At 28.7% G+C, this 9,396-nt stretch carries 12 protein-coding genes; 11 read left to right on the forward strand and 1 reads right to left on the reverse strand.

Annotation, left to right across the window (positions count from 1 at the left end; all coding sequences use genetic code 11):
- From EDC17_RS16005 to EDC17_RS16055, 11 genes are all read left to right on the forward strand, one after another.
- The coding region (locus tag EDC17_RS16005; RefSeq protein WP_207895793.1) for a site-specific integrase at positions 1 to 729 on the forward strand (729 nt) is incomplete at its 5' end.
- A 2-nt stretch (positions 730 to 731) separates the two neighbouring features.
- Complete coding sequence (locus EDC17_RS16010) at positions 732 to 1,175, forward strand: hypothetical protein (protein ID WP_132779163.1); 444 nt, start codon at positions 732 to 734, stop codon at positions 1,173 to 1,175.
- Between the two features lie 57 nt (positions 1,176 to 1,232).
- A complete protein-coding gene (locus tag EDC17_RS16015; protein WP_132779165.1) occupies positions 1,233 to 1,670 on the forward strand; it encodes a hypothetical protein in 438 nt (145 codons plus the stop codon).
- Positions 1,671 to 1,770: 100 nt separating this feature from the next.
- Entirely contained in the window at positions 1,771 to 2,118 is a 348-nt protein-coding gene (locus tag EDC17_RS16020; protein WP_132779167.1) for a helix-turn-helix transcriptional regulator, read from the forward strand.
- Between the two features lie 115 nt (positions 2,119 to 2,233).
- A complete protein-coding gene (locus tag EDC17_RS16025) occupies positions 2,234 to 3,415 on the forward strand; it encodes a VapE domain-containing protein (RefSeq protein ID WP_132779169.1) in 1,182 nt (393 codons plus the stop codon).
- Positions 3,416 to 3,505: 90 nt separating this feature from the next.
- The gene (locus EDC17_RS16030) at positions 3,506 to 4,396 is read left to right on the forward strand and encodes a toprim domain-containing protein (protein WP_132779171.1); all 891 of its coding nucleotides are present in this window, start codon (positions 3,506 to 3,508) and stop codon (positions 4,394 to 4,396) included.
- Between the two features lie 230 nt (positions 4,397 to 4,626).
- Positions 4,627 to 4,935, forward strand: coding sequence for a plasmid mobilization protein (locus EDC17_RS16035; protein ID WP_132779173.1), 309 nt, complete (start codon positions 4,627 to 4,629; stop codon positions 4,933 to 4,935).
- Positions 4,925 to 5,686 carry a relaxase/mobilization nuclease domain-containing protein gene (locus EDC17_RS16040; RefSeq protein ID WP_132779174.1) on the forward strand — a complete coding sequence of 254 codons (762 nt, stop codon included), beginning with the start codon at positions 4,925 to 4,927 and terminating at the stop codon, positions 5,684 to 5,686. Before EDC17_RS16035 ends, EDC17_RS16040 begins: the two co-directional genes overlap by 11 nt.
- A 4-nt stretch (positions 5,687 to 5,690) precedes the next feature.
- Complete coding sequence (locus tag EDC17_RS16045; protein ID WP_132779176.1) at positions 5,691 to 6,044, forward strand: hypothetical protein; 354 nt, start codon at positions 5,691 to 5,693, stop codon at positions 6,042 to 6,044.
- 78 nt (positions 6,045 to 6,122) lie between these two features.
- The gene (locus tag EDC17_RS16050; RefSeq protein ID WP_132779178.1) at positions 6,123 to 6,644 is read left to right on the forward strand and encodes a hypothetical protein; all 522 of its coding nucleotides are present in this window, start codon (positions 6,123 to 6,125) and stop codon (positions 6,642 to 6,644) included.
- 5 nt (positions 6,645 to 6,649) lie between these two features.
- Complete coding sequence (locus EDC17_RS16055) at positions 6,650 to 8,833, forward strand: hypothetical protein (protein WP_132779179.1); 2,184 nt, start codon at positions 6,650 to 6,652, stop codon at positions 8,831 to 8,833.
- 176 nt (positions 8,834 to 9,009) lie between these two features.
- On the opposite strand, the gene EDC17_RS16060 is transcribed toward EDC17_RS16055, so the two are convergent.
- Positions 9,010 to 9,285: a hypothetical protein gene (locus tag EDC17_RS16060; protein WP_132779180.1), complete on the reverse strand. Its 276-nt coding sequence runs from the start codon at positions 9,283 to 9,285 to the stop codon at positions 9,010 to 9,012.
- Positions 9,286 to 9,396 lie beyond the last annotated feature (111 nt).

A 9,396-nucleotide genomic window follows, 5' to 3' on the forward strand; every position in this document is an offset into this window, starting at 1 on the left:
TGTATTCATTCTTACCGAATACTCTGCAGTAATTCTTGCCAAAAACTCTGCAGTACTAATTGCCAAAAACTCTGCATTATTATTTACCGTTCACATATGTCCGTATTTAGACAATATTATAATAAGTTGGTTACTCGCAGAATAATTGATGAAAGTCCTTTTGAATTTTGGACTTCTGTAAAGGAATTAGTGACTGAAAGAAATAGATTGACAATTGAGGAAGTAAGAAAATTAGCTGAAACAAAATTAGATTGGGGAAATAAGCAGATTAGATTAGCTTATTTATTTTCATGTTTTACTGGACTTCGTATTTCAGATGTTCGAGTGATATCGTATGACAATATAATTAACGGTCAATTAGTATTTCGACCAAAGAAAACTCCTCAAAAATTAGTTAGTATACCAATTCTAGATGATGTTTATAAGATCATTGAACAAATACCTAAACACCCTATAAGCAATAAAATATTTTGGGGTTTACCGAGTACAAGTCACGCAATTAATATTCATTTGAAAGAATGGGCAAAAATTGCGAATTTAAACAACCATAGGGGAATAACCTTTCATACATCCAGACATACTTTTGCTACAATTGGTTTAACGTATGGAATAGATTTATATACAATGAAAGAATTATTAGCCCATTCTAAAATTGAGATGACTATGGTTTATGGAAAGATCATTAGCCAGAAGAAAGAAGAAGAAATATTAAAATTTCCAAGATTATGAATATGAAAAAAATAGGAAAATGGGTGTTAATTAGTTTAATAATTTTCTGTGCTTACCTTCTAGGGAAGTATCAAGCGGAAATATTAATCTATATGACTATAGGATTATTCCCTGTGGGAATATATGTAATCTATAATCCAACATTGATAACTCAGTCTAGTTTTGAAGAGTTGAACGACTATAATTTAAGCTTATACCAAGATCTAAAAGGTTATCATGAAAATTTAGAGGTTAAAGCTGAACAATTGTTGGAACAATATAGATTTAGCTTTCATGGTAAAAGCATTGTAAGTTGCTTTTACATATTAATCATGTTAATGATTTTAGTAGGATCTATACATCATAAATATAAATTAATACTGCTTTGCGTTTTTTCAATAATGCTGATTGTATATGTACTATTGGAAAGTGATAGTTTCCCAAATAGCCCATTTTCAAGGAGATAAAGAGTTAAAAGTAAATATTACCTTTCCGTATTAAAAAATCGAGTAGCATTAAAAGAATTGATTAAAGTTAATGATGCGAGGGTTAAGAAGAATGATTTTTCAAACTACATTATAGATAATAAAAGTTTTGATAAATTCATTAAATCATTGGTATTTAATAATTTATTAATAAAAACTTCAACATCTAGGTATTCTTTTAATTTGATAGAAGGTACAGAGTCCCAAAATTTATCTTCACTATTAGCTGTTTTAATACATAATGGAATTATTAAAGCTGATATAACTCGGGGTCAAAATAAAAAAATCCTAGATACATTCTTTGAATTTGAAACTACAGCTGCAAAAAATTCCAAAGACTATCTGTGCTATCTTGAGCCTAGAGATTTTAATGAATATTTGCAGGTAGTTAAAGATCGTTCAAAAAAATCACATGCTGGATTATATCAATTTATCAATCCATATCAGAATTTATTAGATTCCATTAATAAATCCTAATATCTATTATACTCTATTCCGAAATAGTCCGAAAGCTCGTTTTCGGTGCGTTAACCTAAGAAAATGATAAATATTTGTGTTCATCAAAATTTTTTACAGTATGAACGCATTGACAAAAAACACAAGAATCATTGATCTAACCCTTGATCAATTAGACGTATTATTAGAGGAGAAATTCTCTAAATTTCAGAACTCTGTCAATCCTAAAAATGACAGAGTTGGAGACTATGACTTAGCATGTGAAATTACAGGATATAGTAAACAGCGGTTATACCAATTAGTTTCTGAAGAAATTATTCCCTTCGTCAAATTACCTAGTGGTGGTGTCCGCTTTTTTGAAAAGGACTTACTCGACTGGTTCAAAAAGTATAAAAATAAGTCAGAGAACGAGGTCAATGAATTAGCCAAGACTTTGCCTATAAGAAGAAACATGAGACGAAAAAACTAAAAGCAACCATTTCTGATTGCTTTCAAATTTCTTTTAAGAATTTCTTCTTTTTCCTGATAGAGCAAAGTTAAGGAATTCTTAATTAAATATTTCCTTTCACATTAAGAATTTAAAAATGACAAAACGAGATGATGCATCAAGTATTCAAAAAGTCGTTGAATATCTTGTCGAACAATATGATTTTAGGAGAAATATACTAACCAATACTGTTGAGTTTAAACTTAAAACAGACTCTAATTATCAAGAAGTAAATGAAAATAACCTCTATTTGAATCTAAGAATAGAGGTTGGTATTAAAGCTTCAATATCTGATATATTAGTATTCTTAGGTTCTGATTATGTGGAAGATTATGATCCTTTAAATGAATATTTTATATCAATTAAAAGTAGATATAATCCAAATGTACATGGAGACTACATTGAAAAATTCTGTTCCTATATTAAAACACAAGATCAAGAAAGATTCAATTTACAGTTGAAGAAATGGTTGGTTCGAACTGTTCTTTGCGCATTAAAAAATGATTATTTTAACAAACAAACATTTGTATTTCAATCAGAAATACAAAATATGGGCAAGACAAGCTTATGTAGGTTTATAGTCCCCAAACCTTTAACTTCATATTATATTGAAAATATCGGGCTAGATAAAGACTCTACTATTGCCTTATCATCTAACTTCATTTGTATTCTAGACGAATTAGCTTCATTAACCAAGTTTGAGATTAACGCTTTAAAGGCAATAATGTCTAAACTTTATATAAATGTTCGTCACCCATATGAAAGAAAAGCTAAATCATCACCACGTCGAATAAGCTTTATTGGATCTACAAATCAAACAGAGTTTTTAACTGATGATTCCAATGTTAGATGGTTATGTTTTAGAATTCAAGAGATTAATTGGGATTACAAGAAAGACGTGGACATTGATATAGTATGGTCTCATGCATATTATTTACTCCAATCTGGCTTTAAATATGAAATGACTCGAGAGGAAATACATCAAAATGAGATAGCAAATGATTCTTTCAAAGTAAGCTCAGTCGAATTCGAAGTCCTTCAAAAATATTTATCTCCTGGAACAGTAGACAATTATCACAGAGAGTTATTATCATCTGAAATCATGCATGAGTTACAAATGAAGACATATCCTAAACTTAATGCTAAAGAACTTCATAAAGCCTTGAAACGTCTTGGTTTTCAAAGTCATCAGAGACGTGGTTATATTGATGTTGCTGGTGAAAAGAAAGAACATCCAGTAAAAGTTTATTATGTTTTAGATAATCTGCTGACTACATAACTACATAAGACTAAGTATTAATTAATCAATCATTTACACTGTAGTCAGGTTCTTTTTTTATCTGACTACATCCAACTACACGACTACACCATGAATGCAAGGCAGATTAATAGTATTCCTATTGTTTCTTATTTAAAAAGTCTGAATATAGAACCATACAAGCAATTTTCAAGCTATGCGATGTTTTTATCTCCATTGAGAAATGAAATTTATCCATCCTTTAAAGTAACATTCAAAGAAAATTTATGGATAGACTATGGTATTTCAGGGAAAAATGGTGGTACGTTGATAGATCTTATCTTATGTATGCACCCAGACTATTCTGTTTCAGATGCTATAAAAAGCATTTCTGATTTGACTACTTTTTATTCTTCTTTTCAACAGCAACCGATATTATGTAATAGCGACTCTAAATTAGAGATACTAATGGTTAAACCATTGACTTACAATTTAAAATTATGTGAATACGTACGTAGTCGAGGTATAGATTTTTATTTAGCAAATAAATATGTCAAAGCTGTACGCTACAGAAGGTCACCGTGGTTATTTTGGGCAGTGGGTAATCGTAACGAAAAAGGTTGGTCTCTAAGAAATGAAAAGTTTAAAGGTTGTACGAACCAATCTTACTCCTTATTTACCAATAATTCAAAAAAGTTATGTGTCATGGAGGGAATTTTTGATTTCCTTAGCTATATAACACTTATTAATAGTGAATACATACAAAACTCTGATTACCTCATTTTAAATAGTACAACAAATTTAAAATCATCAATGTCAGCAATTGAAAAATATGATTATGTAGAGCTATATCTTGATAGGGATAACAGTGGGGTTAGCTCATTAAAATACATAAAAGAATGTATTAAAGGCAGAGGTGAGGATAAGAGTTTTCTATATGATGGTTATAAAGATTTAAATGAATATTTAATCTCTACAACCATTAAAAAGCCAAATTTCATACATGCATTACGAAACCTATGATGGGTTTCGTAATGCATGTTTTCATTTGGCTTTGTGGTTTAGTATTAATGCCTTTTCATAGAGGCATTAATCCCAACCACGTCTAGATAGCGTCGATAATTCAAGAGGTGTGTTTGTGTGCACATTTTTTTCAAAAAATGCTTCTCAAACACCTCTTGGTTTGCTCCCGAAGGGTCGCAAACGAATCTCCATCAATATGGATGGAGATAATTTAAAACAAGTTTTAAATTATGAGTAAAACCCAAATTATAAAAATTCGTGTTTCAATTCTTGATAAGGAGCTTATCAAGATAAATGCTAAAAGTTCAGGCCTTTCAGTCAGTCAATTTATGATCGACTGTGCTTTACATAGAGTTATCATTCCTCCACCAAGTGAAGAAAGGATTTCAGCTTATACTGAGTTAACAAAATTCCATAAAAACTTTACTTATATATCAAATCTAATAAAGAACAGAAATATGCATGAAGTCAGATTGGAGGTTTCGAAAGTTAGTAACGAAATAATTAATCATTTAGAATTTATTAAAAATGGTAAGTAAAGCATCTTCAAGGCAAGGTAGTCGGCAAGCTATCGACTATATCTTGTCAGATAAAATCCTAGGTAGAGCAATAGAACTTGATAGAAATGGAGTTGTTGGAAAAAATGGCAAAGAGATCCTGAATGAAATGCGATTTATACAGTCGACTAACAAAAGATGCCTCAATAATACAATATCATTAATCATAAGTCCAAATCCTGAAGTAAGCAAGGATTTATCTATGCCTCAGTTAAGAGAAATATTACATAAACAATTAGAACATTTAGGCTTGAATAAGCATCAATATATATCTACTATTCATAATTCGACTGGTAAGGTACATATTCATGCGATAATTAATCGCATAAGTAATAAGAAGGCTTATAACGATAGCTGGATTTCCAAAAAAGCTCAAGAAGGTGCTGAGAAAATAGCTTTATCATATGGATGGAAGACAGCCTCAGATATTAAAAATGAGATAAAAATTGAGCGAGAAATAATAAAAAAATCAATTGATTCTTTATTGAAGGAGAAAAGAGTTACTTCATTCGATCAATTCTTAGGGTTACTTGATAAAAAAGGGTTAGAACCAAAAAAAGTCTATAGTAAGGTTACAGGTAAATTGAGCGGTTATAGTATTAAAGGTCATAAAGCATCCGATATAGATCGAAAATTGACTGTTAGCCGAATCGATTCTTTATTGCAGAAATCGGGGCAAATCATGAAAGAAGAAAAGCAAAATATTAACAGAAGTTATATGTTAAGAAGATAGTATTATGTCAAATCAAAAATCACTTACGAATCATCAATTAGGTATTGCACTAGCATCCTTGATGGAAAATTTTGAAAAAAATCAAAAACAATCACTTCAAGAGCAAAAGCAAATACTAGACTCTATATATCAACTTGAAAAACGAATAAATCATTCGATAGCAAATTCAAAACTATCTATAGATTGTACGGAATTAAAAAAATATAATGATGTCATTTCTAAGACATCTGAAAATGCATCAAATCAGCTAAATAAAGCGTTGAAAAGCTTCTTTCTAAATAAATATTTGTTATTGTTTTTTGGAATGTTGTTTTTGACTTGTTGTTTTATGTGTTGGATGGCTATATTAAAATTGTAACATTTATTTTTATAATATAGCTAATTAACATATAATAATGTATATTTAAGTATATTTGCGACCATTAATAAACTATCAATGAACAAAAATTTAATATTTGAATATTTTATATTTAAATCGCTATTAAACTTGACTAGAGATAGTAGTGAATTCAAAAATGATTTAAGTATTCTTAAATCTATTAAATTATTGTTTTTCTTTTCAACAATTAGTGATTCTACTCACTCGCCATTAATTGATGAATTTGAGACTGTGAAAGCTTTACCATTAGGTCATGTAATAACAGATATATACGCTTCAATAAAATCAGATAATTTAACATTTTTCAGCTTTAATAAAAATGGTGTATCGTTGAAATCCTCTTCAATCAATGAAACTGATTTTGACATTAACATAAGACAGGCAGTTGATCCGAGATTTGACCTTTTATTAAAAAATAATCCATATATCCTAAAAATGACTGCCTATGAATTAGTCGAATTAAGTCACAAATGGTATTCTTGGAATTATTATTTTAATATAGCACGCTCAAATGGATTGTCAAGCATAGAAATTCCTATTGAAGTAATAAAAACTGAAAGAAAAATCTATTCATTTTAGACTATATGAGTTTTTCTTTCCCTTTTCTCAATCAAGTTGAGGAGATTTTAAATAATTACCAAATATCAATTGTTACAATTCCAAGAATAGATGATCACCATCCTGAATCTGAGGGAGAATCAGAAAATAGTTCAGAAGAATCAATTTCAGCATCAAATATTATTCAACAAGCCGAATTAACTGAAGTTTCTAATGTTAGTACTTCAAATAATGTATTATACAGAATTCAATTTAATGAAACCGATATCTCTAACATAAATTCAATAGAAAATTTACAGGGTCCTCCTCTTTATGATTTTCATAATATTGACGTATTTAGAAGTCGATCAATTAGTTTGACAATTGAGGTTATTTCTAAGTTTTGTTATAGCGTATTATCTGGTGAGACATTGCGAAAAGATGGTGCGTTGAATTATATGGACGCTTTATCTAAGAAATTGGAAGCTTGGATAATTAATTACTCGACAGATTTACCTTCAGATTTTAGTTTAGTTGTATTCAATTTTTTTAATACTGTAAAATACTGTTTAAAAAGAAATTATGATCTAATTGATTTTGTGATTGTAAACTATTCTAAAGATAGATTCGACAATTATTTTGTATTAGATAAACGAGACAATGATTTTATCAATGGATTAGATAATAATGTTAAAAATGCATTAAAAATATTTGATGTTGTTGATACATTGTCCATGAAAGATTTGTTCTTAAAAATTGACAGATCAGACTTTACTGATATCAGAGATCTTCTGGAGGTCGTCAAACATCTAGGAAGTTTATATCCAGATATTACTGATGTAATTAGGCTTAAGGCAAATTTTTTACTATATAAATGGCATAAAAGATATACAAAAGATATTTCATCTGAAGATGATTTTAAACTAAGAATTGGAGTTGAGGTAACTAGTTTTAAAAATCATATAAAAGAAAGTAATGTTTTTGAAGCTTGGAATACTAAAATTGAACGTCATTATATATTAGAGGATGATAAGAAAAAGTATCTTCAATTTGCTAAAGCGACAATAAATAAAGAAAAGGATCTTTCAAATCTAAAATTTTACGAATTTCACACCTTAATAAAATACTACAAAGATATCTTGCCTTCTGAAGAGAAATTAAAAAGTATTCTTGATTATTTATTACAATTAGATACAGAATCTTGGTCAAAATATGATCAATATTGTATTGAAGTTATAAAAGATTATGCAGTAAATAATTATTTTTCTCTATGCACTCAGAATAAAAACTTAAGTATTGAAAGTTGTGATATATTGTACGAAAAATGCTGTGGTTATTTAAGTGGCGTTAGTTTAAACTATTTTTTACAGTTTAAGTATTTACGGTTCATCCTTGATAAAATAGAAAAAGAGGTGACAGAAGAATCAAATAATGATAAACTTCTTCAAAAATCAGCACATTACTATAAATTGATTGAAAATAAATACTCTAAAGTTTTAGATGAATATTATGAGAAAAAAAATTGGGCATACGATAAGAATAATTATATATTTTTATTAACATCTGAAGAATCTCTGATAAAAATTAACAATCCCGAATGTGAACTGGATTCCTTTATAGTATTTACAAGTTTTGTTCTGCCGTATAATAAAAATGAAATTGAACTTAACTATTCTAAGACTAGACAAAAATTTAGAGAGGTTAAATCACAACTTAAAATCATTAATACTCTGCGTAATGATCTAAATAAGTTAGATAGTTTAAATAAAGAGTTCGATCGAAAGGAATCTAGGAATATGGAAATTATTGGTCTTTTTACAGCAATAATAACCTTTATACTATCTTCAATCCCTGCTTTTAAATTTGTTGACAATATATATCAAGCTATACTTTTTACACTTTCAATTGCAAGCTCTTTAGGTTTATTTGTTTTAATTATTTTTTCTTTTACACGAGGAGCTAGAAAAGTTTTCATAGAAGAGAGAAATTGGATTTTGTTTTTAGTCGTTTGCTTTTTAGCTATAATTACTTATTTTTCTTTAATTAATTTTGAAAACAGGTCTGTTAAGGGAATTATTTCTGCGGAAATCAAAAATAAGGAAGAAGCAAAGGTTATTGATTCTTTGAAACGTTTCAGTTTATATGAAGAAATGCAAGATTCAAATTCCGCTAAGCAAGTTGAAGATAAAGGTAACATCATTGATTCTTCAAAAGATTTGAAAAAGAAATAGTAAAACTTATCATGATAGAAAAAACTTTTTGAAGTGTCTTTTATTATAGGAAATTTTCTGAAATCGTCAATTGTATTTTATGCTATACTATTTAATAAAGATTCGGGAAAGAAGAAAGTGTATCAATCAGAGAATAGCATATTTGTGCTCCATACTTTTAAAGTATCCTTTATATTCTAGTTAGTTCCAGATACATTCTGTTTATTGTTTTCTTCTATCCAAGATTTAAATAAAATTAAATCTCCTCTACCCAAATTTGTATAAAGCAAGTATTCTGGAATAAGTGAACTATAAAAATCCTTTTTCGCCTTTGCTAATTTAGATATTTTACCATCAAGGTTATTATACAGCTTTCTGCGCAGCTCAAAAACTTGTGATTCAATCAATGCTTGAACATTTGATTTTTCAAATTCAGGAGAATCTAGTTCAACGTATTTTCCTAAAGTTAACATGTAAGCCTCGTTAATGGTATCCGGCCTATCAAGTACATATTTAAATAACGTTTTTTAGGTTCTACATTTGCTTGCATGAATTTATCAATAAGTAAACGCGAGCGGATGCTT

This window comes from Sphingobacterium alimentarium, from assembly GCF_004342685.1.
Classification (GTDB): Bacteria; Bacteroidota; Bacteroidia; order Sphingobacteriales; family Sphingobacteriaceae; genus Sphingobacterium; species Sphingobacterium alimentarium.